24 protein-coding genes are annotated in these 24,892 nt (G+C 71.2%); 8 read left to right on the top strand and 16 right to left on the bottom strand.

Features of this window, described 5'->3' with window-relative positions; translation table 11 throughout:
• From ACTWOL_RS14095 to ACTWOL_RS14110, 4 genes are all read right to left on the bottom strand, one after another.
• Entirely contained in the window at positions 1 to 1,137 is a 1,137-nt protein-coding gene (locus ACTWOL_RS14095; RefSeq protein WP_474297030.1) for a TIGR03364 family FAD-dependent oxidoreductase, read from the bottom strand.
• A gap of 223 nt (positions 1,138 to 1,360) precedes the next feature.
• Positions 1,361 to 2,137 carry a GntR family transcriptional regulator gene (locus tag ACTWOL_RS14100; RefSeq protein ID WP_474297031.1) on the bottom strand — a complete coding sequence of 259 codons (777 nt, stop codon included), beginning with the start codon at positions 2,135 to 2,137 and terminating at the stop codon, positions 1,361 to 1,363.
• Between the two features lie 35 nt (positions 2,138 to 2,172).
• Positions 2,173 to 3,084, bottom strand: a complete 912-nt coding sequence (locus ACTWOL_RS14105; RefSeq protein ID WP_474297032.1) for a hypothetical protein — start codon at positions 3,082 to 3,084, stop codon at positions 2,173 to 2,175.
• 273 nt (positions 3,085 to 3,357) lie between these two features.
• A complete protein-coding gene (locus ACTWOL_RS14110) occupies positions 3,358 to 4,674 on the bottom strand; it encodes an ROK family transcriptional regulator (protein ID WP_474297033.1) in 1,317 nt (438 codons plus the stop codon).
• 55 nt (positions 4,675 to 4,729) lie between these two features.
• Here ACTWOL_RS14110 and ACTWOL_RS14115 point away from each other — a divergent pair, with 55 nt between their 5' ends.
• Positions 4,730 to 5,821, top strand: a complete 1,092-nt coding sequence (locus tag ACTWOL_RS14115) for a Gfo/Idh/MocA family protein (RefSeq protein ID WP_474297034.1) — start codon at positions 4,730 to 4,732, stop codon at positions 5,819 to 5,821.
• Positions 5,818 to 6,600, top strand: coding sequence for a heme-degrading domain-containing protein (locus tag ACTWOL_RS14120; RefSeq protein ID WP_474297035.1), 783 nt, complete (start codon positions 5,818 to 5,820; stop codon positions 6,598 to 6,600). The genes ACTWOL_RS14115 and ACTWOL_RS14120 overlap by 4 nt, the downstream gene beginning before the upstream one ends.
• A gap of 203 nt (positions 6,601 to 6,803) precedes the next feature.
• On the opposite strand, the gene ACTWOL_RS14125 is transcribed toward ACTWOL_RS14120, so the two are convergent.
• The 5 genes from ACTWOL_RS14125 to ACTWOL_RS14145 form a co-directional block, all read right to left on the bottom strand.
• Positions 6,804 to 7,964, bottom strand: coding sequence for an FAD-dependent oxidoreductase (locus ACTWOL_RS14125; protein WP_474297036.1), 1,161 nt, complete (start codon positions 7,962 to 7,964; stop codon positions 6,804 to 6,806).
• A 105-nt stretch (positions 7,965 to 8,069) separates the two neighbouring features.
• Positions 8,070 to 8,930 (bottom strand): fumarylacetoacetate hydrolase family protein, encoded by an 861-nt coding sequence (locus tag ACTWOL_RS14130; protein ID WP_474297037.1) that lies wholly within the window; start codon positions 8,928 to 8,930, stop codon positions 8,070 to 8,072.
• Between the two features lie 124 nt (positions 8,931 to 9,054).
• Positions 9,055 to 9,792, bottom strand: coding sequence for a YidC/Oxa1 family membrane protein insertase (locus tag ACTWOL_RS14135; RefSeq protein WP_474297038.1), 738 nt, complete (start codon positions 9,790 to 9,792; stop codon positions 9,055 to 9,057).
• A gap of 96 nt (positions 9,793 to 9,888) precedes the next feature.
• Complete coding sequence (locus ACTWOL_RS14140; RefSeq protein WP_474297039.1) at positions 9,889 to 10,200, bottom strand: DUF6412 domain-containing protein; 312 nt, start codon at positions 10,198 to 10,200, stop codon at positions 9,889 to 9,891.
• 252 nt (positions 10,201 to 10,452) lie between these two features.
• Complete coding sequence (locus tag ACTWOL_RS14145; RefSeq protein WP_474297040.1) at positions 10,453 to 11,277, bottom strand: class E sortase; 825 nt, start codon at positions 11,275 to 11,277, stop codon at positions 10,453 to 10,455.
• 73 nt (positions 11,278 to 11,350) lie between these two features.
• Between ACTWOL_RS14145 and ACTWOL_RS14150 the strand changes: the two genes are divergently transcribed.
• From ACTWOL_RS14150 to ACTWOL_RS14160, 3 genes are all read left to right on the top strand, one after another.
• Positions 11,351 to 12,367, top strand: a complete 1,017-nt coding sequence (locus ACTWOL_RS14150; protein ID WP_474297042.1) for a tetratricopeptide repeat protein — start codon at positions 11,351 to 11,353, stop codon at positions 12,365 to 12,367.
• 47 nt (positions 12,368 to 12,414) lie between these two features.
• Complete coding sequence (locus tag ACTWOL_RS14155) at positions 12,415 to 13,836, top strand: phosphorothioated DNA-binding restriction endonuclease family protein (protein WP_474301158.1); 1,422 nt, start codon at positions 12,415 to 12,417, stop codon at positions 13,834 to 13,836.
• 70 nt (positions 13,837 to 13,906) lie between these two features.
• Positions 13,907 to 14,197, top strand: coding sequence for an acylphosphatase (locus tag ACTWOL_RS14160; protein ID WP_474297043.1), 291 nt, complete (start codon positions 13,907 to 13,909; stop codon positions 14,195 to 14,197).
• 97 nt (positions 14,198 to 14,294) lie between these two features.
• Here the strand turns inward: ACTWOL_RS14160 and ACTWOL_RS14165 are convergent, their stop codons facing one another.
• The gene (locus ACTWOL_RS14165; RefSeq protein ID WP_474297044.1) at positions 14,295 to 14,558 is read right to left on the bottom strand and encodes a DUF1876 domain-containing protein; all 264 of its coding nucleotides are present in this window, start codon (positions 14,556 to 14,558) and stop codon (positions 14,295 to 14,297) included.
• A gap of 57 nt (positions 14,559 to 14,615) precedes the next feature.
• On the bottom strand, positions 14,616 to 15,059 hold the full coding sequence (locus ACTWOL_RS14170) for an SRPBCC family protein (RefSeq protein ID WP_474297045.1): 444 nt from the start codon (positions 15,057 to 15,059) through the stop codon (positions 14,616 to 14,618).
• Between the two features lie 398 nt (positions 15,060 to 15,457).
• On the opposite strand from ACTWOL_RS14170, the gene ACTWOL_RS14175 reads away from it, so the two are divergent.
• A complete protein-coding gene (locus ACTWOL_RS14175) occupies positions 15,458 to 16,258 on the top strand; it encodes a CHRD domain-containing protein (RefSeq protein WP_474297046.1) in 801 nt (266 codons plus the stop codon).
• 235 nt (positions 16,259 to 16,493) lie between these two features.
• Positions 16,494 to 16,796, top strand: coding sequence for a hypothetical protein (locus tag ACTWOL_RS14180; protein ID WP_474297047.1), 303 nt, complete (start codon positions 16,494 to 16,496; stop codon positions 16,794 to 16,796).
• 141 nt (positions 16,797 to 16,937) lie between these two features.
• On the opposite strand, the gene ACTWOL_RS14185 is transcribed toward ACTWOL_RS14180, so the two are convergent.
• The 5 genes from ACTWOL_RS14185 to ACTWOL_RS14205 all read right to left on the bottom strand — a co-directional run bounded on the left by ACTWOL_RS14185 (position 16,938) and on the right by ACTWOL_RS14205 (position 22,115).
• On the bottom strand, positions 16,938 to 18,395 hold the full coding sequence (locus tag ACTWOL_RS14185; RefSeq protein WP_474297048.1) for a DUF445 domain-containing protein: 1,458 nt from the start codon (positions 18,393 to 18,395) through the stop codon (positions 16,938 to 16,940).
• A 224-nt stretch (positions 18,396 to 18,619) separates the two neighbouring features.
• On the bottom strand, positions 18,620 to 19,318 hold the full coding sequence (locus tag ACTWOL_RS14190) for a DUF1707 SHOCT-like domain-containing protein (protein ID WP_474297049.1): 699 nt from the start codon (positions 19,316 to 19,318) through the stop codon (positions 18,620 to 18,622).
• A gap of 114 nt (positions 19,319 to 19,432) precedes the next feature.
• A complete protein-coding gene (locus ACTWOL_RS14195) occupies positions 19,433 to 20,512 on the bottom strand; it encodes an ABC transporter ATP-binding protein (RefSeq protein WP_474297050.1) in 1,080 nt (359 codons plus the stop codon).
• A 6-nt stretch (positions 20,513 to 20,518) separates the two neighbouring features.
• On the bottom strand, positions 20,519 to 21,322 hold the full coding sequence (locus ACTWOL_RS14200) for an ABC transporter permease (RefSeq protein ID WP_474297051.1): 804 nt from the start codon (positions 21,320 to 21,322) through the stop codon (positions 20,519 to 20,521).
• Positions 21,315 to 22,115 (bottom strand): ABC transporter permease, encoded by an 801-nt coding sequence (locus ACTWOL_RS14205; protein ID WP_474297052.1) that lies wholly within the window; start codon positions 22,113 to 22,115, stop codon positions 21,315 to 21,317. The genes ACTWOL_RS14200 and ACTWOL_RS14205 overlap by 8 nt, the downstream gene beginning before the upstream one ends.
• A 251-nt stretch (positions 22,116 to 22,366) precedes the next feature.
• Here ACTWOL_RS14205 and ACTWOL_RS14210 point away from each other — a divergent pair, with 251 nt between their 5' ends.
• Entirely contained in the window at positions 22,367 to 24,844 is a 2,478-nt protein-coding gene (locus tag ACTWOL_RS14210; protein ID WP_474297053.1) for a transglycosylase domain-containing protein, read from the top strand.
• The last annotated feature ends 48 nt before the right edge of the window (positions 24,845 to 24,892 follow it).

Raw genomic sequence — 24,892 nt, forward strand, 5'->3', positions numbered from 1 at the left:
TCACCAGCCCAGTTCGTTCGCGGTTGTCTCGGCGATGGCGGGCGAACAGGTCATCCCGCGCCCGCCCGGTCCTGTCACCAGCCATACGCCGTCCCGCACCTGCTGGCGGTGGACGACGCGGGTGGTGTCGGTGCACTGCGCGTACACCCCTGCCCAGCGCCGGCGGATCGCCGGCAGCGGCCTGCCGAGGAAGCCCTCGATGACCTCGGTGAGGTGCTCGTAGGGGTCCTCCACGGTGTCGAAGGCGAAGGGGTGCTCGTATTCGTGGGTGTCGCCGATGGTCAGGCCGCCGTCGAGACGCTGCACCATCAGCAGCTGCATCTTGTGCGCGGCGGCGGTGGGCTGCTGCGCCTGACCGGCGTTCAGCACGTCGAGGGCCCCGGACCGGTACGCCGGGTAGTAGCGGAAGGAATCGGCGTCGGCGATGGAGGTGGTGAGCGCCTCGCCGAGCGGGGCGGTCTGCGCCATCTGGAGGCGGACACGCCGCACGGGCAGGTCGGGGACCAGTTCACGCACGAGGCCGCCCAGCCAGGCGCCCGTGCACAGGACGACGGCGTCGCCGCTGTGCACAACACCGTGGTCGTCACGGACGGATGTGCGCCCGTGCGCGTTCTGCTCGACGACCTCACGGACCTCGCGACCGGGCAGGAAGGTGTAGCGGCCGGACGCCAGCAGGGCCTGGCGCAGAGCGAGTTGCGCGACGCGCGGTTCCACCGCCGCGTCGCGCTCGCAGTACAGGGCGGCGTCGAACGCGCCGCGCAGGGCGGGGTTGACGACGCGTGCTTCGTCGGCGGTGACCAGCTTGTAGCCGCGGGCGGCGGCGTCCGGGCGTGCGACGGCCGCTTCGGCGACGGCGAGTTCGAGGTCGCCGCGGACCGGGGTCAGCGACCCGATGCCCCGGAAGCCGAGCCCGGGGACCCGGGCGCCGACGCTCTCCCACAGCTCCCGCGCCCGCAGCGCGGTCTCCAGCTCTTCGCCCCCGGCCCGGCCACTGATCCAGATCTGGCCGAAGTTGCGCAGGCTGGCTCCTCGGGCCTCGGCCTCCCTCTCGATATGGACGACCTCGTGGCCGCGTTCCACTGCATGCCAGGCGTGCATGGTTCCCACCACGCCGGCTCCTACGACGATGACTCGCATGGCCGCAACGCTCCTCGCGGTGGGTGTCATTCCGGCAACGAGGCGATGAACGGGCCATCAAGCTTGGACTAGACCCGTTATGCATTCGCTACCAAACGGGGGTGCCGTGGGGCTCCGCGCGAGATCGTGAGCCGCTGAGGCGTGCGGAGAACCAGCCGCCGAGATGTACGGAGAATCAGCCGTCGATGTGTGCGGACAACCAGCCGTCGATGTGTGCGGAGAATCAGCCGCTGAGGTGTGCGGAGAAGCTGAAGCGGTCACCCCGGTAGAGCGCGCGCACACGCTCCAGCGGCCGCTTGGCCGTGTCCCGCGAGACTCGGTGGATCAGCAGCATCGGCAGCGCGGGCGGAGTACCGATGAGCAGCGCCTCCCGCGGCGTCGCCAGCACCGTCTCGATCCGTTCGTCCGCGTCGCCGAACTCGATTCCCAGCCGGTCGCGGAGATAGGCGTAGAACGAGGAGTCGGGGTCGAACTCGGTGTCGAGCCCGGGTACACGGGTCGCGGAGACATAGGTGCTCTCCAGACCCACGCGCTCCTCGTCGGCGAGCAGGACGCGCTCCATGTGCCAGACCGGCTCACCCCGGGTCAGTCCGGTCTCCTCGGCGAGCCGCGCCGGGCAGGGGAAACGGTCGAGGGATACGAGGTTACGGCCGGGCGTACGGCCCTGGCGCCGCACACCCTCGGTGTAGCTCGCGAGCGACAGCGGCTGCTCGAGCTTGGGGCCCGCGACGACGGTGCCCCGGCCCTGGCGCCGCAGCCGCCCCTCGAGGAGCAGCTCGCGCAGCGCCTGGCGCACGGTCTCGCGGGAGACTTCGAACCGTATGGCGAGATCGCGCTCGGTGGGCAGCAGCCCGCCTTCGCCCAGCTCGTCTATCAGTGCCGTCACACGCGCCTTCACGGCGTAGTACTTGGGGACGCGTCCGTGCTCCGGGACGCCGGCGCGGACCGGTGCCCCGGGGGCCTGATCGTTCGGGTAGTTCGTGTCGTTCGGGTGGTCCACCGGGGGATGGTCCCAGACTCCGGTGAACGGCAGGGTCAGCGGCGCCCGGAGCGGAGCAGGTGGGCACCGGCGATGAGCATGATCCCGGCGGCGATGAGCGCGCAGACGGCGGCCCGGACACCGACGTCGTACGTGGTGCCGGTCTGGGCGAGCTCCTCGGCCTCGGGCGGGACCGCGAAGGGATCCTCACCGGGCTCGGACGGCCTCCCGTAGGGCTGCTGCTCCTCGGACGCGAGCAGCGCGAAGCGGTAGTCCGCCGACTCGCCCACCCAGTCTCCGTCGGCGCCGCGGCGCTGGACGACGGCCGCATTGGCGACGACGGAGTCGGCGAGCGTGTCCACGGCGGGGAAGGACAGACGCACGGGGACGGTGACGCTGCCGCGGCCCGGGACGGCGAAGCCGCCGAACTCGTCCGCGGACGGTGACGTCCCCGCGCTGCGCGTGCCGCCGAACGCTCCGACGGCCTCGCCCTGGTCGGTCGGCACGAAGGTGACGGGCCACCAGGTCCCGTGCGCCTTGTCGAGGAACTCCATCCGGATCCGGGCCGGGGTCAGCACATGGTCCCGGCCCGTGAGGACGACGACCGGATGGATGTTCACGCAGGGGTGGGTGGTGGTGTTGGTCATCACGACCGAGAACTCACCGTAACCGGCACCGGCTCGGTACGACGCCGGGCCGCCCTCGATCCGGGTGCCGAGAGGGAAGACGGAGGCGCTTACGTTGCCGCAGAACGGTTGGGGCGCGGGGGCGGGGGTGGCGGCCGGCACGGGAAACACAGGGCCGCGCACGCCAGGAGCCGGAGAGCTGGGCGCCATGAGGGTGGGTGCCGCTGCGGGCGGGAGCCCGAGTGAGGGCGCCGCGAATGCGGCCGGCGCCTGCACGAGCATGACGGCCGGGACGGCCGCGGCCGTGGCCGCTCCGGCGGCGAGGGCGCGCCACAGTCGCATGGGGAACCCTTCGCTCCGGGGGCTTGCTCCGGACCAGACGCTGCCATGTGCGAGCCGGTTGCCACGGGACCACCACGCCCCGCTGGTCGGACAGTCACACCATTACGCCCACTCGGCCCAGGGTTCGTGTCGGGTGTACGACTCTCGGAGCCTCTCTGAGCCCGGCCGCGCTGTCGGCCGGTGCGGCGAGTGGGGGTACCTCCCACGCCCACGCCCCAAGGCAGTGGGGGCGTGCCGGGCGCCGAGACGCCGCGGAGATCCGTCAGAAGCCCCCTAGCCGGGGTAGGACACGTAGGCCACTTCGGCCCGGCCGAAGACGGGCGCGAGGACCAGCTGGGCCGCGCCCTCGGCGACCCGGTAGGCGCCGCCGCCCGCGGGTGCCACCAGCACCCGGCTGCGTGAGTCGAGAGCAGAGCGCACGCCCCGTACGAACTCGCCTTCGGCCGCGGCGACGACCCGGCCGCCGAGCAGCACCTGCTCGATGTCGAGCAGCTGCGCCAGATTGGCCACGCCGATACCGAGCACCCGCGCGGCCTCGGCGATGTCACCGCGCTCGGCGGCCGACAGACACATCACCTCGATACAGCCGCGCTTGCCACAGGGGCACAGGGGCCCGTCGAAGTGGACGACCTGATGTCCGAACTCGCCCGCCCCGGTCCGCGCTCCCCGGTGCAGCGCGCCCGCGAGGACGAGGCCCGCGCCGATTCCGGTACCGAGGTGCAGATAAGCGAAATCGCCGACCTCTCCGCGCAGCAGGAGTCCGAGGGCGGCGGCGTTGGTGTCCTTGTCCAGCACGACCGCCAGGCCCAGCCGGTTGGCCAGCTCGTCCCGCAGCCGGTAGCCGTCCCACTCCGGGTAGCCGGTGACGCGCAGGGGCACCCCGGTGCGGTGGTCGAGCGGCCCGGGCATGGCGACTCCGACGCCGAGCACGCGGGTAGCGGGCCCCTCGGCGGAAGGCCCTTCGGCGGAACCCTCGGCAGACGGCGCGGCGGGGTCCCCGGTAAACCGCTCGGCCGAGCCCGCTTCCTCTGCGGCCTGCCCCGTGCCACCGTCCCCCGCTGCGGACAGCGGCCGCCCGGTGGGCACCGGCATCCTGGCGGGCGAATCCGCCAGCAGCGCCCTGACCTGGTCGGCCACACGCTCCGTGACGACATCCGGGCCGGCGCCGAGATCGGCCGTAACCGCCCGGGACGCCACCTGGGTGCCGGCCAGATCGAGCAGCACGGCGGTCAGCTCGTCCCGGTCTATCTGCACTCCGACCGCGTACGCGGCCGACGGGACCAGCCGCAGGACCGTGCGCGGCTTGCCCCCGGTCGAGGCGCGCCGTCCGGCCTCCGTGACCAGTTCCTCGTCCCGGAGCCTGGCCGTGATCTTGCTGACGGCCTGCGGGGTCAGGCCGGTGCGCTCGGCGAGCTCCAGCCGGCTGATGCCGTCCTCGCCCGCGGTGCGCAGCAGATCGAGCACCAGCGCCGCGTTGTGGTTGCGCAGCAGTGGCAGGTTTACGCCCGGGCCGACGCCCCAGCCGCCCGCCGCGGCAGCACCGGCGCTCTCTCCGGATGCTCCGATCGCTCTGGCCCAGTTCACCCTCACCCTTCCATTGTGCCCCCCGCTTGCAGTTTGGCAACAGCGTTGCTTAAGTGGTGGTGTGACTCGTTCAGCCTCTTCCCCCCTCCGGGTCGGCCTCGTCGGCTACGGCCTCGCAGGCTCCGTCTTCCACGCCCCGCTGATCGCGTCGACCGAAGGCCTGGTCCTGGACACGGTCGTGACATCGAGCGAGGAGCGCCGTGAGCAGGCGCGGTCCGAGTTCCCGGGGGTGCGTTTCGCCGACGCTCCCGAAGAGCTGTGGCCGCGCGCGGACGAACTCGATCTGATCGTGATCGCGTCCCCCAACAAGACCCATGTGCCGGTGGCCACCGCCGCCCTCGAGGCCGGTCTTCCGGTCGTCGTGGACAAGCCGATCGCGGGCACGGCCGCCGAGGCACGGGCGCTCGGCGCCCTCGCCGCGCAGCGCGGACTGCTGCTCACGGTCTTCCAGAACCGCCGCTGGGACAACGACTTCCGCACTGTGCGCAGGCTCGTCGAGGGCGGTGAACTCGGCGACATCCAGCGCTTCGAATCACGCTTCGAACGCTGGCGGCCGCAGCTCAAGGGCGGCTGGCGCGAGTCGGGGGACCCCGAGGAGTTCGGCGGGCTGCTGTACGACCTGGGCAGCCATGTCGTCGACCAGGCGCTCGTTCTCTTCGGCCCGGCGGTACAGGTGTACGCGGAGTCCGACGTGCGCCGTCCGGGCGCGCAGACCGACGACGACACCTTCATCGCCGTCACCCATGCGAACGGGGTGCGTTCGCACCTGTACGTGAGTGCCACCACCGCCCAGCTCGGCCCGCGCTTCCGGGTGCTCGGCTCGGCGGCGGGCTACGTCAAGTACGGGCTCGACCCGCAGGAGGCGGCCCTGCGTGACGGCGAGCGACCGTTCCGCGGGGGCGCCGGCTGGGGTGTGGAACCGGAGCAGATGTGGGGCAGGATCGGTTCGGGCGAGTCCCCGCTCACCGGCGGAGGGCGGCCCGTCGAGACCCTCCCCGGCGACTACCCGGCTTTCTACGCCGCGGTCGCCGAGGCTCTGCGCACCGGCACCCCGCCCCCGGTCACCGCCGGAGAGGCCGCCGCCACCCTGGACGTCCTGGAAGCGGCGCGCCGCTCCGCCCGTGAGGGCATCGCCGTGGAGCTCGGCGCATGAACGACACCCCGGACTCTCCCGTGCTCCCTGGCACTCCCGGCTCGTCCACCGCTCCCGCCGTACCCGCCGTACCCGCCGTACCCGCTACAACAGGCGCGTACGTCGTACCGGCCGGTGTGCGCACCGCCGGCTCCCAGGGCACCCGGACCAGCCCGGACCGCCGGGACACCGGAAGCGCGGGAAGCGCGGGAAGCGCGGGAAGCGCGGGAAGCGCGGGAAGCGCGGGAAGCGCGGGAAGCGCGGGAAGCGCGGGAAGCGCGGGAAGCGTCGGCAACGCGGGACCGGCGTCGGACGCCGCTCGCGCCCCGGGACTCCCCGGCGCACCGGACATCGACGTACTCGAAGCCCAGGAACGGCAGCTGACGCTCCGCCGCTTCACCCACGACGAGGCCTGGCTGCTCGGCGGCATTCTGGTCGAGCTCGCCCGGGAGCGCCGGGCACCCGTCACGATCGACATCCGCCGCGGGACGCAGCAGCTTTTCCACTGCGCCCTACCGGGCACGTCCGCCGACAACGACGCCTGGATCGACCGGAAGCGGCGCGTCGTGGAGCGCTACGGCGAGAGCTCGCTCCTGGTGGGAAGCCGCTTCCGGGCCAAGGGCACCACGTTCGAGGTGTCGTCCCGTCTCGACCCGGACCGGTACGCGGCCCACGGCGGCTCGTTCCCCGTCCACGTCGACGGTGCGGGCGTCATCGGTACGGTCACGGTCTCCGGTCTCCCCCAGGCCGAGGACCACGCGATGGTGGTCGAGGCTCTGACCCGCCTCATCGCCACCTGACGCCGCGAAGGGGGTGAATCCCCCGCACCCCCTTCGCGGCCCCCTTCCGGCCCCGGGCTCGGGGGCCGGACTCAGGGCCTGGCGCTCGGGCATCGAAATCGGGCCCCGGCCGGGACAGGACTCCGGGCAGGGCGGGACTCCGGGCAGGGCGGGTTCAGGACCCGAGGTCGGGGCCGGGGGCTCCCGGCCGGGCGGGGTCAGGATCAGGCCGCCGGGCGCGGTCCTGCGACCGCCTCGGCGAGCATGCGGCGCCCGGCCCGGGTGGTGAGGACACCGCGCAGGGCCGTGTCCCGTACGGTGCGTGCGGGCGCCGAACGCAGCGTCCACGCACGGGTGGCGATGTCGGTGCGGGCGAGCACACCCAGGGCGTCGGCGCGACGCGCACGGCGCCAGGCCGCGAGCCCTTCGGCCGCCGGGCCACCGCGGGCGGTCGCACCGGGCAGTACGGCGGCCAGGGATACCGCGTCCCGCAGGCCGAGGTTGAGGCCCTGCCCGCCGACCGGACTGCACACATGCGCGGCATCGCCGATCAGCAGCACCCGCCTGCTCCCGTGGCCCGCGGCGAGACGCCGATGGGTGCGGAAGGTACTCGTCCAGCGGCATTCGCGGACCGTTGCCGTCCATCCCCGGGCCGCCGCCTCGGCGGCGAGCATCGCCAAGCCGTCCGGGCCGCTCGGCGCGGGGCCGTACGGCAGGTGCAGCACGACCCTGGCCCAGCCGTCGAGATGCATCGGCAGCACCACGAGCAGGCCGCGCGGCCCGCCGACCATGTGCACGCGCGCCGGGTCCAGCGAGGGATCCTCGACCCGCAGATCGGCGAGCTGCCACAGGCCCGCGTAGGTCCGCCCGCGAAACGCCGTACCGGCCAGGGCGCGCAGCGTGCTCGACGCACCGTCGGCCGCCACCACCCAGCGCACACGCAGCGGTTCGAGGGTGTCCGATCCCACGGTGACTCCGCCGGCGTGCTCCTCGGCCGACCGGACGGCGGCCGAGCGGTGCACCCGCACGCCCTCGCGCTCGGCCTCCGCGGCGAGCAGCCCCTCGGTCGCGCACTGCGGGACGGTCAGGATGTACGGGTACGGGGAGCGCAGCCGTGCCAGGTCGAAGCCGCCGAGCCTGCGGCCCTGCGACCACATCTCCACCGTGTCCACGCGTCGCCCCAGCGGGTGCAGCGACTCGGCCAGCCCGCTCGGAGCCAGGGCCTCCAGGGTCCGCGCGTGCAGGTCCGTCGCCCTGGACTCCGTCACCGGACCGGGACGGCGTTCCAGCACCACCACACCCAGCCCCGCCCGTGCGAGCAGCAGCGCGGCACTCAGTCCGACCGGCCCCGCCCCCACCACCGCCACATCCGCGTCGAACGCCATGGTCCGGCACTCTAACGGCGCGGCCTGCGGGGCGTGGGGCCGAGGGCCCGGTACTCGTCCGGCCATGCGTTCCTGACCACTCGTCGGGTGAATCCAGACCGCTGGTCAGGCGTTGGCGAGGCGCTGCCGCTGGCGCCCGAGACCCTCGATCTCCAGCTCCACGACGTCCCCGGCCCGCAGGAACGGCTTGGGCTCGGGCTGCCCGAGCGCCACGCCCGCGGGCGTGCCGGTGTTGATCACGTCTCCCGGGTACAGGGTCATGAACCGGCTGACGTATCGCACCACTTCGGCCACCGGGAAGATCTGATCGGCCGTGGAACCGTGCTGCTTCAGCTCACCGTTGACCCACAGGCTCAGCGTCAGCGCCTGCGGATCGGGCACTTCGTCCCGGGTGACGAGCCAGGGCCCCAGCGGGTTGAACGTCTCGCAGTTCTTCCCCTTGTCCCATGTGCCACCGCGCTCTATCTGGAACTCGCGCTCCGACACATCGTGCGCGACCACGTAGCCCGCGATGTGTGCGAGGGCTTCCTCGGCCGTCTCCAGACAGCGGGCGGTACGTCCGATGACGACCGCCAGCTCCACCTCCCAGTCCGTCTTCACACTGCCGCGCGGCACAAGCACGGTGTCGTCCGGTCCCACCACCGTGTCGGCTGCCTTGAGGAAGACGACCGGCTCGGCCGGCGCCTCGGCACCGGTCTCGGCCGCGTGGTCGTGGTAGTTCAGCCCGATGCACACGACCTTGCCGATGCCGGCGAGCGGCGGGCCTATGCGTACTCCGGCCGCCTCGAGCGCAGGCAGCTCCCCTGCCTCGCCGGCCGCCCTGATCCGGTCCAGGGCGGCGTCGTCGGCGAGCAGCTCTCCGTTGATGTCCGCCACCAGGCCGGACAGATCCCTGAGCGTTACCCCGTCCTGGTCGAGCAACGCGGGGCGCTCCGCCCCCGCCGGACCGACACGCAGCAGCTTCATGGTCTTCTCCCTGTGGTCGAGGTGATCAAAACAGCCCCGGCCGATGGAGTGCGGCCATCGGAGGTTCGGCTGATCCTCCAAGAGCTCCGGTCAGCGGGCAAGACCCCGTTCAGGGATCGGACCGCTACCTCGCGGCGGCCAATGCGCCCGCGACGGGCATGTCCCGGTAAAGGACCACCCTTTCCACCGCGCTCCAGACCGTGCTGGTGACCACATACAGCGCCGCCGCGAGCGGCACCACGGCCACCGTGATCAGCGTGGCGAAGGAGAGAAGCGGCATCACCTTGGTCACCACCCCCATGCCCGGCACTTCCTGCTGGTCCGCCGTGGCAGTCGCGGCGAACTGCCGTCGTGTGCGCACATAGGTGAACGTGGCCACCGCACCGACGATCACGAACAGTGCCGCGTACACCAGTCCCGCACCTGCGAACACCCCGCCGTCCGCGAGCATCTCCGTCCACCGCCCACCGAGCGGAGCACCGAAGAGCTCCCCGCCCAGGCTGTCCCCGGCGAAGACCTGGTAGAGCAGGAAGAACGCCGGCGCCTGCATCAGGCTGGGCAACAGCCCCGACAGCGGCGACACCTTCTCCTTGGCGTGCAACTCCAGAATCGCCTGCTGGAGCCGCTCCGGATTCCTCCCGTACTTCCTGCGCAGCCCCGCGATCTGCGGCGCAAGCCGCGCCCGGGCCTTCTGCCCCCGCGCAGCAGCCCGCGAGAGGGGAAGGACCGCAAGCCGTACGAGCGCTGTGAACAGGATGATCGCGGCTGCCGTGGCAGCCCCCTGGAACACGGGCTCGACAAGGCCGGCGAGTTGCTCGACCAACGAGGCGAAAGCGGACGTAAGGGAAGTGAAAACGGACATGGAGGCCCTCCGGGTCCCGTCGTGCCAGAAACGAATGACATGCCGGCATGACGGCCCACGAAGGGATACCGAGGATGAACGAGAGGTCAGCTGCCCCTACGCGGCCGTCGTGTACGGACGGCCAGGGGCTCGGGGCCTGGTGCGGCCCGAAGCGTCGGGATCACGCTGCGACAGAAAGGCCGTGCGCTGCTCACGGTCTCTGAGCGCCGTGCGTATTCGCGTCGGCTGAACGCGCGGTACCGACCGCGAGAGAACCACCGAACAGATCACGAGGGCGGCACCGACGGCGGCCGTGGCGGCGAGCGCGACGGCGACGGACAGCCCGATCCCCTCGGAGAGGAACACCTCGACGAGGATGAAGAGCAGCACCACGAGCGGCTGCAGCGTCCGCCACGGTCGTCCGGTCATGCCCGCCTCCTCTCCCACCTCGTCGGCTCTTCCGGGTCGCCGACTCGCCAATGCCCCGGTTCTCCGTAGTCTCCGGTTCTCCGTAGCGGCGATGCGGCCCCTCACTTGTTATACACGCGCAAAATCGACCGCGGGTTGCCCTGTGGACAACCCCGATCTCCGCCGTTCCGTACACACTCGCCGGGCACTCGCCGGGAGCCGTTGACTTGCGGCCCCTCCCCCGGTCGACACCCCGGCCACAGACGACAACCCTTAGCGCGGTCGCACCGAGGCGAGCTTCCCCCACACCACGAGCCGGTACGTCGAGGTGTACTCGGGTGTGCAGGTGGTCAGCGTCAGGTAGTGGCCCGGCTCGGCGTACCCGTATCCCGGCTTCACCCCGCTGCGCGGCACGGCTGCGATCACCCCGCCGTCCCGTGCGGAGGTCTGCGGCAGCCGCTGGTCGACCCGGTAGGTGAAGACGGCATCGCGCGTCTCGACCGCGACGGTGTCGCCCGCCCGCAGCCGGTTGATGTAGCGGAACGGCTCTCCGTGGGTGTTGCGGTGCCCGGCCACGGCGAAGTTCCCGGGCTGCCCCGGCTGGGCGGTCCCGGGGTAGTGCCCGACGTATCCCTTGTCCAGCACGCCGCGCTTCGCCGTGCCCTGGGCGACGGGAGCGACGAGACCGATCCGCGGGATGCGGAGGACGGCGTAGGCCTGGTCCCAGCGGGGAGCGCTCCGGCCCCGAGGGGTCCGGTCGGCCGGGCCGTCGCCGCCTCGGGACGCGTCCCCGGGAACCGCGGCGGCATCCGCCTCCTCACCGGCGGCCGTATCCGGCACGGGTTCTGCGGGATCGGTCCGGCTCCATTCCCGTTCCAGAGCCCGCACCTGGCGCTGCGCACCCTCCCTGGCCTGCTGGTTGGTCCACCACAACTGGTGTGCGACGAGCAGCAGGACCACGAGGCCGAAGGTCACCGCGGTCTCGGCCAGCGCCCACAGCCCCACGGCGAGCGTCACCCGGCCGCGCCGGGCGGTCCGCCGCCCCTGGACGACCACGGGCACCCGCTCAGGCGCCCGCACCGGCATCCGTTCCCGCACGGCGCGCACGATAGGGGCTGCACCTCCAACTCACCAGGGCCGTGAAGGCCCGTACGGCAGTACGGTGTGCTGCATGCGCCCCGACATCCCTGCCGACCACACCGCCGAAGCCGAGCGTCTGCTGCGCACCGCGGAGCAGTACCCGGAGGACCGTGAACCGCTGCTGCTCCAGGCCGCGGCCCATCTGGAGCTGTCGGGCGACCGCGCCCGCGCGACCGGCCTGTACGACAGCCTGCTCACGGACGGCCCGGACAGCCCCCATCTGATCAAGGCGCTGCAGGCGGCCAACCTGTGGGAGTACGGCCATGAGGCCGAGGCCCGGGCGCTCATCGAGGGCATCCGCGTGGCCGCTCCCGCCGACGCCGCTCCCTGGGAGATCGTGGCCGAGACACTGGAGGCCCACGACGAACTCGACGCTGCCCACGACACCTTCACCACGGCCGTCGCCCGTCTCGTCACGCAGGACGACGAGATCCCCTACGCCTCCCAGTCCCTGCTTACCGGCCGCCACCGTGTCCGGCGCCTCCTGGCCCTCCCCCACGACGACTGGGACGTCCTCGCGGACCGGCTGCACACGGCGGCCGTCCCCCTCGACGAGTTGCACGACCCGAAGCGCCTGTGGGCCCTCGGCTCATCCGACCCCACCGAACTCCGCGCCGAAATCGCCCGTCTGCGCACCGAGCTGGGCACCTACCGGGCCGCTCTCTCCCGCCCCTTCCCGGTCGCCGTACTCCACTGGCCGACGGGGGAACTCGCCGAACTCCTCACCGCGTACCCGTCCTTGACCACGGAGTACCCGAACCACGAGACCCACCTCACCGCCATCGAGTCGGCCCTGCGCGACCTCTCCTCCACAGGAACCGGCAACCTGGGCATCGTCACGGGCACGGTCCCCTCGTACGAGGCCTTCGCCGCCTCCGAGGCCACCTCACCGGCAGACCCCAACCTGCTCCCCCAGTACGCGACGACCCTGGCGGCCCGGGGGCGGGCGGTGCCGTGGCCTCCGTCGAGGGGTGCGGACTGCTGGTGCGGGACGGGGGCTGCGTATAGGGAATGCCACGGCGCCACGAACGGTGAGGCCACGGTTTAGGTCCTGTCCGGGCGCTGAGAGACCACAACGTGGAGGAGATATCAACTGTGCCAACAGGCGCTACCACCAGTACCACTGGTTACCTGAATGCGTTGCAGTCTCTTCAGGTCGATCGGTCTTCTGGGCATCCCGCTCGGCATCAACCCATCCTCCTCCTGTGGGCGATAGGACGAGCCCACCGGCGCAGGCAACGCCTGCTGTCGTGGCAGGAGTCACGGGACGCCCTTCGCGCCTTGCTCCAGGCATATGGGAGACCGGAGTCAACGCCCGCCCCCGAGTACCCCTTTGTCGCGCTTCACCGGTCACCGCTGTGGGAGCTCGAGGATGTGCGGGGTGAGGTTCCTAGGGCACGGGGCTCGGCACTCCGCCACTGGCTTGATGATCAGAACCCCAGCGGCGGACTCGAACCACAGCTCTATGACTTGCTCAATAGGGATACGAATTTTCGCGATCAGGCAGCATCAAGACTGATCCAGACTTATCTCCCCGATGTCCGTTGGGAGGACCTCCTCATAGACGTCGGGCTACAAGACGAGCGATTTGACGGGTACGGCCATCCTCCGTGCATCCCCGTTGGCACCACGTTCCCCCATCGCAAGGCCCTTGCAGCGGGTAACGTGCATGCACCGCGTCAGGCTGGTATATGGGGCAAGCAGAACGAGGATGCTAAGTCCATCGTTGTCTCGGGGGGATATCCCGATGATGAGGACTTGGGAGACGTCATCATCTACACCGGTCAAGGTGGCCAAACCGAGGGACGTCACACGCACGACCAGACCCTCACTCGCGGCAACGCTTCCCTCGTGAACAGCATTGCGTCAGGCACCCCTGTGCGCGTCATCCGAGGATCCGGCGACCATTCACCGCACGCCCCGGCCAAAGGGCTCCGATACGACGGCCTCTACCGGGTCGAAAGCCACTGGTCCGAGACGGGCGTCGATGGTCATCTCGTGTGGCGCTACCGCCTTCAGGCCACTGACAACGCTACGACCGGCCCATACACTCATCCGCAAGAAACCGCTGAAAGCCTCCCCCTACCAGCAGGGGTGGGTCAACCAGGACGCCGCCGGACGCTGACGCAGAGGATCGTACGTAGCACGAGGATCGCCAATGCGGTGAAGAACATCCATCAGCACTCATGCCAGATATGTGGGATACGCATCGAGACACCGGTGGGTTCTTATGCGGAGGCAGCCCACATAAGGCCCCTTGGGCGTCCTCACTTCGGACCGGATGAGCCCGAGAATATTCTCTGCCTGTGCCCGAATCACCATGTGGCCTTCGACTTCGGCATGCTCACCATAGAGGCTGACGGAAGCATCACAGAGCATGGAACAGGCTCAGACGCTGCTTATGAAACACTCCACACGGTGCCTGGGCACACGGTCAGCGGAGAGCACCTCGAATACCACCGTGATCATCATGCTCGAGCTCTTCACCGCGAGAACGCCCAGCCGTCAGGGGCGTGACACGGGCGCTGTTGCCGTCGCGGGGTGAGTCTCGCCCTCGTCGGGCCGGCCGGCTCGTACGATCCGGGGCATGGTGCGAAAGCGAGTGATCGTGTCGGGGCTGGTCCAAGGGGTGTTCTACCGGGACACCTGTCGACGGGTCGCCCGTGAGTACGGGGTGTCCGGGTGGGTGCGGAATCTGTCCAACGGGCACGTGGAGGCGGTGTTCGAGGGGGACGCGGACGCTGTGGAGACCCTGGTGCGGTGGGCTTGGCAGGGGCCTCCCTCGGCGAAGGTCGACGGGGTAGCCGTGTCCGAAGAGGAGCCCGAGGGGCTCAGCGGGTTCGAGGTGCGGGTGACGGCGCCGAGGCCGGGGGGCTGAAGGCCACCCCTGCACGTGCCCCCGCCGCTACGCGGGCCGGGCGGAGACACAGGTCAAGGGCCGGGGCTGAGCGTCCCGGCCCTTCTCCCGTGGTGCCTCACATGGCGATGTCGGCCGGCCGGTGGGTGTGGCCCTCCACATCCGCCGCCGCCCGGTCCACGAGCTCGTGGGCCAGCTTCGAGCAGGCACGGGCGGCTGCCAGCTCTTCGCCGATCTTCGTGTCCGGGGTGTCCCCCGGGCTTCGCCTGGCGATTCCCAGGCCCTGGACGCCGGGGGCGTCGGGGCCACTGAGGGAGGCCATGCAGGCGGTACGGGTGCCGTCTTCCTCGAACGACAAGTCGATGTTCCAGTGCTGCGTCATGACGGATCACCTTCGCCGTACGGTTCCGTCAGCCCCGGGGCCCGGGGCCTGAAGGCGTTACTTGGCGGGGTGTGCCAGCTCCACCAGGTCCTTGAACTGGTGGAGGTCCTCCCGGACGGTCCGTTCGATGGCGGACGACTGGGCAAACCCCTTGGGACCCCCGAAGGCGTCATGTGCCTCGCCGGGGTCGTACTCCATGCGCACCTGCACCCGGGTGTGGGTCGCATCCAGCGGGAGGAGCGAGACGGAGCCGCTCAGATGCGGGGCGTCCGTGGTCCTCCAGGTCATCGTCTCCCTGGGTCGGAGATCCTCGGTGGCGGCGTCGATCTCGCGGGTGTTGCCCCGTGCCGCCGCCAGATCCATGTGTATGCCCGACGCGCCCTCGCGCCGGGCTTCGCGGACTCCTCCGACGAAGCGTGGATAGTCCTCGACCTGGTGCAGGTGGTCCCAGACCACGTCACCGGGTGCCGTGATGTCGATCTGTTCCTCGAGAGTGGGCATAGCGGTCTCCCCTGTCTCTTTATCCAGGGTGCGTTCCGGGACGCGTCACCGCAACGGCGGACACCGCGGCAATCGTGTATGCCGCCGCGCCGCGCAAGCCGTGTGCGCGTTGGGCGTACGGGAACGTGTCCTGGGCGCAGCGAGCTCCGTTGTGACGCGTAACGGCGATGCCGGGGGGATCAACGGGAGGACTGAGAACAGTGCAGAGGCGTCTTCTTGCCGTGGTTTGCGCGGCAGTGGTGGTGGGTGTTGCGGGTGTTGCTCCGGCGACCGCGCATGAAGGGCACGAAGGGCAGGAAAGGCACGAAGCGCATGACCACGGTCGCAGCGGCCGGGGCGGTGCGACCGATCAGGACGGCGCCGGCGCGGTCGGCCCGGCCCTGTTCACCAGGCCCGCCGTGGGCATCCCCATGAGTTTCGCGGCGACGCTCACCGGTGCACGCAAGGTCCCGCAGCGGGGTGGCACCGCCGTGAACGGCTCCGACCGTACGGCGGTCGCCGTGGTCACGGTCATGGCCGACCGGGTCGTCTTCGCGCTCCGGTGGAAGGGCTTCGTACCGAAGCTCGCTCACCTCCACGAGGGCACCGCGGGCAAGAACCGCCCCGCCGACGTGCCGCTGTTCAGCGGCACGATGCCCGACTCCGTTCGTGCGGCCGCCGGGCAGGTCGCGCTGACCGACGCCGGTCTCGCCCGGCGTATCCGGGCCAACCCCTCCGCCTTCTCCGTCGATCTCCACGGTGCGCAGCTGCCTGGCGGGGCCGTACGGGGCCGGCTCACACGGCTGGGGCAGAGCGTCGATCCGCTGGAGACCGGCAAGGCCGGCACCCTGCGGGCGCTCGCCAACGGTGGTCAGGAGGTCTCGAAGGGCGACAGTTCGAAGGTCGGGGACCCGGACGGGCAGGCGATGGCCGCACTGCGCCCGCAGGGGACGGCGGTCGACTACGCATACGTCTGGTTCAACATCCGGCGCCCCTCGAAGGGCCACCTCCACCAGGGACGTCCGGGCCGGAACGGCGATGTCGTCTTCGACTTCTTCAACCGGCCGGTGCCGGACGGGATCTTCGCGGTCTCCGGGCGGCTCGAGGGACTGAACCGGGCCGTGGTGAAGCGGGTCCACGACCACCCTCAGGACTACTACGCCAACATCCACACGGCGGAGTTCCCGGACGGGGCCGTACGCGGACAGCTCTTCCGCTGACACCGGCGGCGCGCGCCACCGCCGGCGCCGTTCACGGAACAGGCGCCGTTCACGGGGCCGGCCCCGGGACCCCGTGCCGCCCGGGACCCGCGCCACACCCGGCCCCGGCATCCGGTACCGAATCCGACCCCGACCCGGGATCCGGCGCCGGGCCCGCCCGTCCCCTCGACTAGGCTCCCAGCGCAGTCGAACCCCCAGAACACCCGAGGAAACACCCGACGAAGGGCGGCACACCATGGCCAGGATCCCGTCAGCGGCAGTCGCGGCGAGCGGCCTCATCGGGGGCTACGGAATCGCCCGCTGGACCGGGAAGCGTCCGCTCGGCGGGGTCGCGCTCGCCGCAGCGGGGGCCGCTGCCGCCCGTCAGTGGCAGCAGGAGGCCGGAGGCAAGGCCGCGGTCGGGCTGGGCGCGGCCTACGTCGCCGCCTTCGCCGGTTCGCACCCGCTGGCGAAGAAGCTGGGCGCATGGCCCTCCGTGGTCACCGTGGCCGGCGCGATGGCCCTCGCCTCATGGGCCGTCACGCGAGCGGCGCGCTGACCCCGGACACCCGGGGCTTCGGCGGGCCGGTCGCCGCGCGCGAGAATTCCCGAACTCGCTTTGAACAGGCGGACGTTCCCCCGCGTACATAGAGGCAACTCCCCCCTTGGAGCTGGGCGTGTGACCGGACGACCCCTCCGGTCACGCGCCCAGCGCATGTGCGACCGTGTAGATGGCCAGACCCGCCAGCGCACCCACCACCGTGCCGTTGATCCGGATGAACTGCAGGTCGCGTCCGATGTGGGCCTCGATCTTGCGGGAGGTGTGCTCGGCATCCCAGCTCGCGACCGTATCGCTGATCAGCGAGGTGATCTCGGAGCGGTACGTCGTCACGACATAGACCGCGGCCTCCTCGACCCATCCCTCCAGCTTCCGCTGCAGCCGGCCGTCCGTCGCCAGCCGCGCGCCGAAGGACATGAGCGAGGCGCGGGCACGCAGCCGGAGTTCGCTGCGTTCGTCGCCCGCGGCAGAGATGATCATGGTGCGTACGGAGGCCCAGGCCGAGGCGATGACGTCCTGCACCTCGGAGCGCGCCAGGAAATCCGACTTCATCCGCTCCACGCGGGCCCGGGTGTCCGTGTCCGCCTGGAGATCGGCGGCGAAGTCGGCGAGGAAGCGGTCGATCGCCCCCCGCGCGGGGTGCCCGGGAGAGTCGCGCATCTCGGTGACGAAGCGCAGCAGCTCCTTGTAGACGCGCTCACCGACCCTGCGGTCGACGAAACGCGGGGTCCAGCCGGGGGCTCCGCCCTGGACGGCGTCCATGACCGAGTCACCGTGGAGGACGAGCCAGTCGTGGGCGCGGGCGCAGATCAGGTCGACGCCGCGGTGATGGGCACCATCGGCGACGATCTTGTCCAGGGTCTTTCCAAGGCCCGGAGCGATCTCGGCGGCCTCCGCACGGCGGGTGATCGCTTCTCCGACGACCGCCTGGACATCGGAGTCGCGCAGGACGGCGAGAGCGCCGCGCAGCGCCGTGGACAGCTCGGACGTGACGCGGTCGGCGTGGGCGGGCTCGGCGAGCCAGGCGCCGAACCGGCCGCCGAGCTGGAGGGAGCGCAGCCGGGCCCGTACGACCTCGGCCGACAGGAAGTTCTCCCCGACGAACGAGCCGAGCGAGGCGCCGAGCTGGTCCTTCTTGGTGGGGATGATCGCGGTGTGCGGGATGGGGATACCGAGCGGGTGCTTGAACAGCGCGGTGACCGCGAACCAGTCGGCCAGCGCACCGACCATGCCCGCTTCGGCCGCCGCCGCCACATAGCCGGGCCAGCCCTCGATGCCCGAGTTCTTCGCCCAGGTCGCCAGCACGAAGATCAGCGCGACGAGAAGGAGCAGCCCGGTCGCGGTGAGTTTCATCCTGCGTACGCCGCGGCGCTTCTCCTCGTCGGCGGCGGTGTACGCGAACGAGGCGAACGCTGCGGCACGGGTGCCCGCGGGCCGGGATGCCCGTACCGGCGCCGAAGACCGGCTCCGGCCGGTCCCGCCCGCGCCGGAGCGCGTGCCCGTACGCGTGCCGGAGGCCGGCGGCTCCCCGGCCGCGTGGACTCCCGCGGGTGCGCCGGTGCCCGCGCCGCCGCTGCCCGCGCCCCCTGGCGTGCCCACACCCCCCGGTGTGTCCGGCTCAACGCCTTCAGTCCGTTTCATCCGCTCCACCCGTCCGCGTGCGTATCGTCCCTTCCCTACCTGACCTACTCCCGGGGCGCATGTCGAGTTCCCGCGGCGGACCGTACGTAACCCTGAACGGCCGACCGACATCGACGGAGGGAAGAGCGGGACGGGATGGGACCCGACGGGACGGGACGGGAGCGGGACGGGGATCCGGGCGGCTACTCCAGTTCGCCGGAAGCACTGCCTCCCTCGCGCTTCTCCAGACGCGCGCGGCGGCGAGCCTCCTTCAGCCGCAGCTTGTCGGCCTTGCGGAGCTTGCGCTCGACGCCGACACCGCCCATCAGGGCGAAGCCGGTGATCGTCACCCGGGGCGAGTCCGGCGCGATCTCGGCGCCTGCTGAGCCGCCCTCGCCGAATCCGCCCATGAAGCCGAAGCCGCTGACGTCGACGTGCAGGTCGGGCGGCACGATGATCTGGATCCCGCCCATGATCGTGAAGCAGCGGATCACGACCTCCCGGTCCTCGAAGGACGCCTCGCGAAGATCGATCTCGCCGCCCGCCTGCAGGGCGACGGCGGTGAAGTGACGGCCGATGGTCCAGGTCCCCTTACGCCCGAAGCCGCCCCAGAAAGCGAACGCTCCCCGGGAAGTCGCGGGCTTGCCGATGCGCTGCGGCCACACCGCGTCGCCGCCCGCCGGGGCCGCCACCACCGGAGCGGAGGAGGGACCGCCCGGGGCGGGGAGGTCCCGTACCAGCGGCACCAGCTCCCCGTGGGTCCGCGCCTTGTACGCCGCGTCCAGCCGCTCCTCGAACTCGTCCATGTCCAGCCGACCCTCGGCAACGGCCTCGCGCAGGCGCTCGGCGATACGTTCCCGCTCGGCATCGGAGGCACGCATCTCCGGAAGATCGCTCGTCATACGAGAAGCGTAATCACGCGAGGGTGCTCGAACAGGCCCTTGAGCACAGGCCGTGTACCCCTGCCCCGCACCGGAGCGCCTTCCAGTACCACCGCCCGGCACCCGCAGTGGCCGTCAGTGTGCCGTCCCGCCCGACGGAACGGCCCGAGTGCCCTGTCCGGCCCCCGCACCGGCCGAGGCCCCGCGCCCGTCACCGTCCCCGTGTCCGTACACCATCTTCGCGATCACGGACTCGATGTCGGGCTCCCGTACGGACAGGTCCTTCAGCGGATAGTCCGCCGCGATCGCCGCCACGATCGGGGCCGCCGACTCCGACGCCGGGAACGACAGCCACTGCCGCGGGCCCTCGACCTTCACCGGGCGGGCCCCTGCCACCTCGATCGGCGGCAGCTCCCGCTCCAGGTCCACCACCAGCGTGCGCTCGCCGCCGCCGTCGTCGTGCAGCCCGGTCAGATCCCCGTCGTACACCAGCCTGCCGTGGTCGATGACCATCACCCGCCTGCACAGCTGCTCGATGTCGGTCAGATCGTGCGTGGTGAGCAGCACCGTCGTGGCCCGTTCCGCGTTCAGGTCCCGCAGGAACTGCCGGACCTTCGCCTTGGACATGACGTCGAGGCCGATGGTCGGCTCGTCGAGGTAGAGCACCTCCGGGTCGTGCAGCAGCGCCGCCGCGATGTCGCCGCGCATCCGCTGCCCGAGGGACAGCTGCCGTACGGGCACGTTCAGGAGGTCGCCCAGGTCGAGCAGCTCCACGCACCGGTCGAGGTTCTCGCGATAGCGGGTGTCCGGAATCCGGTACATCCGGTGGACGAGGAGGTAGGAGTCGATCAGCGGCAGGTCCCACCAGAGCGTGGTGCGCTGACCGAAGACGACTCCGATCCGGCGTGCGAGCCGGCTGCGCTGCCGTGAGGGATCGATACCGGCGACCCGCAGCCTCCCGCCGCTGGGCGTCAGAATGCCCGTCAGCATCTTGATGGTGGTCGACTTCCCCGCGCCATTGGGGCCGATATAGCCGACCATCTCGCCGCGCGACACCCGGAAGGTGATGCCGTCGACGGCCCGGACCTGCGTCCGCTCCCGGCGCAGCCGCCCGGTTCTGCGTCGGACGTCGAAGACCTTCTCGACGTCCTCCAGCTCGATGAGGCCGCCGTCCTCGGCGCGACCGCCGTCGACGAGACCGTGCGTGGACTTCATGGCACATCAGCTCCCGGTACTGCGGTAGGAACGAAGACCCGCCCGCCACGCCACCCCTGCGAGCGCACAGCACACCGCCGCGACGAGGGGCGGTGTGAACGCCAGCCAGTGCGGCAGGTCCAGCGGATAGGGCCGCCCGAGGACATAGAGGCCGGGCAGCCAGTTGACGAAGGCGAGCGGGACGACGAAGGTCACGCCCCGTACGAGGTCCTTGGCGAACAGCGTCGGCGGGTACTGGAGCAGGGTGTTGCCGCCGTAGGTGAGCGAGTTCTGCACCTCGGCGGCGTCCTGGGCGGCGAACTGGAACGCCCCGCCGGCGACGAAGACCGCCGAGAAGATCGCCGTGCCGCTCAGCACCATCAGCGGCACCACGAGGACCTTCAGCGGAGTCCAGGCGATGTCCAGGGTGACGAGTGCGTAGCCCAGCACCAGCAGCCCCTGGAGGACCCGGCCGAGGCGGCGCAGCGCGAAGCGGTCTGCGGCGACCTGGGCGAGGACCGGCGCAGGCCGCACCAGGAAGGTGTCCAGGGTGCCGTCACGCACCCGCCGGCCGAGCCGGTCCAGCGAACCCATCAGGAGATCCGTGAGGCCGAAGGCCGTCCCGGCGGCCCCGTACAGGAAGGCGATCTCGGGCAGGGAGTAGCCGCCGAGCGTGTCCACGTGCGTGAACATCAGCAGGATCACGACGAAGTCGAAGGCGGTCGCCGCGAAGTTCCCGAACACCGTCATGGCGAACGACGCGCGGTACGTCATCGTCGAGCGGATCCACATCACGGCGATCAGCGCATAGGTCCGCAGCCCGTCAGCCACCCTGGACCACCACCCTCCGGGTCGCGGCCGACTGCACGAGCCGGCCGGCCGCGAGCAGCGCCACCGCCCATCCGGCCTGGAAGGCGTACGCCTCGACGAGCCCCCAGCCGGAGTACTTGCCCAGGAAGACGTCCGCCGGGATCTGGAGCAGCGCGGACCAGGGCAGGGCCAGCGCCACTTCTCCCAGCACACCGGGGAAGAGGGTGAGGGGGAGCAGCATTCCGGAGAAGAACATCCCGGCGAGCCAGACGATCTGGAGCACACCCGTGCCGTCCATCAGCCAGAAGGCGGACAGCGCCACGAGATAGCGGACGGCGAAGCTCACGACGACGCCGAGCGTCACGGACAGCAGGAACGCCGGCCAGACCAGCGGCGAACCGGGCAGCGCCAGATCGAAGGCGAGCGCTCCGACCGCCATCGGGACGACGCCGCGGCCGAGCAGATGGAAGGCGGCCCGCCCCAGGTCGCCCGCAAGCCACCACAGTTGGAGGTCGGCCGGGCGGTAGAGGTCGATGGCGATGTCGCCGGTGCGGATCCGCTCCACGAGCTCGGTCTCGAAGCCACCGCCGAGCATGGCGCAGGTCATCAGAAGGGCCTGGCCCAACCACACATAGGTGAGCGCCTGGGGGAGGTCGTAGCCGCCGAGGTGAGGGCGTTCGTCCCACAGGGCGGTGTAGGTGTACGCCACGATGAAGCCGAAGGCCGTGTTGGTGAACACCCCTGCGGCGGTGGCCACTCGGTACGTCGCATAGCGCCGGAACCCACCGGCCACCACGACTCCGTAGAGCCGCATTCGCACCTCCTCTGCCCGCCGGTCTCCCGGTCGGGGTCGCCGGAGCCAAAACGCCAGACTCTAGGGCCTTTGGGATGTGCCACGCGACCGTATTCCGGTCCGGGGTCCGGGGGTCGGCAGGGCGGGAAGGGCAGTATGGGCACACCGGGCAATTCACCCGATACACCCGATGTACCCGATAGACCCGTTAGATCCGATAGACCCGATAGACCAGCGTTCGCGACCAACGGGGCCGAGGAGTCTCCACCGACATGAGCGACGAGCAGGCAAGGCAGCGAGTCCTGGACCCCTGGGACCGCACGACCGCCGGGGCCCCGCCCTTCGGCACGGGCGGCCACAGCGGTCACGGCTCGGGCGCGGGCGGGAGCGGGAGCGGTACGAGCGGGAGCGGCGGCGGTGCGGGCGGGGGCGGTACGCCAGGAGACGGTCCGGGAGGCGGAAGCGGCTCCCGCCGGCCCGCCCGTACCGGAACGCGCCGCCTCGTCCCCACCTGGCGCACGGTGTTCGGAGCCTTCCTGATCACCGCGCTCCTCCTCGTGGGCGGCTTCATCGCCGGCTATCTGCTCGTGCACATCCCGCCCGCCAACGCCCTGGCCGTCGCCCAGTCCAATGTGTACTTCTACGCGGACGGCACCACCCAGATCGTCCGCGACGGGGAGATCAACCGGGAGAACGTGGAACTCGGGCAGGTGCCGCGGGCCGTCCAGCACGCCGTGCTCGCCGCCGAGGACCGGGACTTCCACACCGAACGGGCCGTCGACCCGCAGGCGATGATCCGCGCCGGCTGGAACACCCTGACGGGCAAGGGCAGGCAGTCCGGTTCCACGATCACCCAGCAGTACGTCAAGAACTACTACCTGGGCCAGGAACAGACCGTCACCCGCAAGGTGAAGGAATTCTTCATCGCGATCAAACTGGACCGCGAAGAGAGCAAGAGCCACATCCTCAAGGGCTACCTCAACACCAGCTACTTCGGGCGCAACGCCTACGGCATCCAGGCCGCCGCACTGGCGTACTACGGCAAGGACGTGTCCGAACTGGACACCGCCGAGGGCGCCTATCTCGCCTCGCTCCTCAACGCGCCCAGCGCATACGACGTGACGACCCACCCCGAGAACAGGCCGGCCGCCCTCGCCCGCTGGAACTACGTGCTCGACGGCATGGTGAAGGAGCAGTGGCTCGGCCCGGCCGAGCGTGACGCCATGGCCTTCCCCATGCCCCAGACGGCCCGCCCCGCGACCGGCCTGTCCGGACAGCGCGGCTATATCGTCCAGGCCGTCGAGGACTACCTCACCGGCCGCGGCATCATCGACGACAACACCCTGGCCCACGGCGGCTACCGGATCGTCACCACCCTCCAGAAACCCAAACAGGACGCCCTCGTCAAGGCGGTCGACGACCACGTCATGTCGCGGCGTGAGCGCAGCCGGGCCGCCGACCGCAATGTGCGCGTCGGCGGCGCGGCCATCGATCCGGCCACCGGCAAGGTCGTCGCGATGTACGGCGGGATCGACTACACCCGGCAGTTCGTCAACAACGCCACCCGGCGCGACTACCAGGTCGGGTCCACCTTCAAGCCATTCGTGTTCACCGCCGCCGTCGAGAACGGCTCCCGCACCGAGGACGGCCGCCGGATCGCCCCCGGCACCCTCTACGACGGCACCGACCGGCGCGAGGTCCGTGGGCCCGACGGACCGATCGGCTACGCCCCCGAGAACGAGGACAACCGCTCGTACGGCCCCATGACGATCAGTGCCGCGACGGACTCCTCGGTGAACTCGGTGTACGCGCAACTGGCACAGGACGTCGGTCCCGCCCGGGTCAGAAGCACCGCCGTCGCCCTCGGCATCCCCTCCCCGACCCCGGATCTGACGTCCTATCCGTCCATCGCACTCGGCGTGGCCACCCCGAGCGTCCTCGAGATGGCGGAGGCCTACGCGACCCTCGCCAACCACGGCAGACACGGCACGCACACCCTCGTCGAGAGCATCACGAGGGGCGGCGAGGAGATCGAACTCCCCGAGACGGAGAGCGAACAAGCTGTCAGCAGGGAAGCCGCCGACAGCACGACGCTGATGCTGCGGAGCGTGGTGGAGGAGGGCACGGGCGCCGCGGCGCAGGCCGCGGGGCGCCCGGCGGCCGGGAAGACGGGCACGGCGGAGGACGACAAGGCCGCCTGGTTCGCGGGCTACACCCCCGAGCTCACGACGGTCGTCGCCGTCATGGGCCAGGACCCGGTCACGGCGGTCCAGAAGCCGCTCTACGGAGCACTCGGGTACGCCCGGATCAGCGGCGGCGGCCCGCCGGCCCGGATCTGGGCTCAGTTCACCGCGGCGGCACTGAAGGGCCGGCCGGTCACCGACTTCGACCTGGTGCTCGACGAGGACTCGGAGAACGAGCTGCCCGGCGAGGCACCGTGGCCGCGGGACGACGAACCGGCCGGACGCGAAGACGGCGAGGAGGACGAGGACGAGCCCGGCGACGAGGGCGCCCTCGTGGCACCGCCCGCCGGCCGCCGTACGGACGCCCCGGCCGCGGGCGCGACACCGCATCCACCGGTCGGCGGCCCGGGCACGAGGGGCACGGCTCCCGGTGGGTCCCTGCCGGGCGGATCGCGGACGAACGGGCCCGCCTACGGCGGAGGAAGGGACCCGGGCCGGGGCGGCGCGACCCAGGGGCGCACCGATGACCCCTGGGTGGATCTGGGTGGTTTCCCGCGGAACCGGTGACGCGGGCCGCAGGACGACCGCCCGGAGCCCGGACCACGCTCATCCCCC

This window comes from Micromonospora sp. IBHARD003 (assembly GCF_056106285.1).